Source organism: Oleiphilus sp. HI0079 (genome assembly GCF_001635105.1).
The window spans coordinates 1-1,142 of record NZ_LWFT01000576.1; the positions used below are offsets into that span (position 1 = coordinate 1).

Consider the following 1,142-nt stretch of genomic DNA (forward strand, 5'->3'; position numbering starts at 1 on the left):
TTGTGAATGCTGACATAGGCAGCTGTTGAGGTGCAGCCAGTGGCGAGTTGCTCCATGATCAGCGCAGCGTCCAAACGAGAGATGCCGATCCCATGGTGCTCTTCGGGGATATACATGGCCATAAAGCCAAGTTTGCCTGCTTCAACAAATACGTCTTTTGGAAAGGTGGCTGTTTCGTCCCACTCTTTTGCATTCGGAGCAAGAAACTCCTGTGCAAAACGATTGGCGGTATCTTGAAAAGCGACTTGATCTTCTGTCAGGTCAAAATGCATCGCGAGCTCCGTACTACTTTACTTATTATCTTGGGAAATTCTCAGATACTGCCCAAATGCAATCTCTGCTAAACTCCGCGGCTTCGTGATTATAGGGTCTGCAATCATTGAATTTCCATACTTGTCTCAAGTATTCGGATTGTTAGGCGAAGTTCGGTTGTTTTTATTTCGGGTATTGATCGTAGCGTTTTATGTTAAGCGATGAACACAAAGCTCTGATTCAGGGGAGCTACAGAAAGTTTACTGGCCGAGAAGGGTTCCGTCCGCGCTATGGACAGCGACTAATGATCGCCGAAATTGCCAAGTATTTGGGATCTATCGCAACCAATTCCGAAGGATTACGCAATAGCGATCCTGCAACCTGTGTTGTAGAGGCGGGAACCGGCACTGGTAAAACGCTTGGGTATTGTATCGCCACCTTACCGATGGCCATTGCGCAAGATCGCAAGCTGATCGTTTCGACTGCAACCACCGCACTTCAAGACCAGATTCTCTCCAAAGATTTACCAGAACTTGCCGAGCATTCGGGTATAGATTTCAATTATGCGCTGGCAAAAGGTCGTGGTCGATACGTTTGTTTGAGCAAGCTTGAGCAGCGTATTGAGTCGTTCTCGGCAGACCCCAATGATTCGACGATTCCATTGTTTCTCCTTGATCAAAGCGACAATGAAGAGCTCAGTGAGGATGTGCTGCAAGGTTTCTTGACGCGCTATGCCTCTGGTACATGGGACGGTGATCGAGATACGCTTGAAGAGCCGATTGACCATAAGGCATGGTCTTCTTTGACGGCAGATAATCAGCAATGTTCCAACCGGCGATGCAGTTACTTCAGTAGTTGTCCGTACTACGAAGCACGCAACCGCTGGGATG

1 protein-coding gene and 1 pseudogene are annotated in these 1,142 nt (G+C 48.0%); one reads left to right on the plus strand and one right to left on the minus strand.

Going from position 1 to position 1,142, the window contains the following annotated elements; genetic code table 11:
* A partial coding sequence (locus A3750_RS09690; protein ID WP_197474986.1) for an acyl-CoA dehydrogenase family protein occupies positions 1-272 on the minus strand: 272 nt, incomplete at its 3' end.
* Between the two features lie 191 nt (positions 273-463).
* Between A3750_RS09690 and A3750_RS09695 the strand changes: the two are divergent.
* Positions 464-1,142, plus strand: a pseudogene (locus A3750_RS09695) (ATP-dependent DNA helicase DinG); the annotation flags it as partial.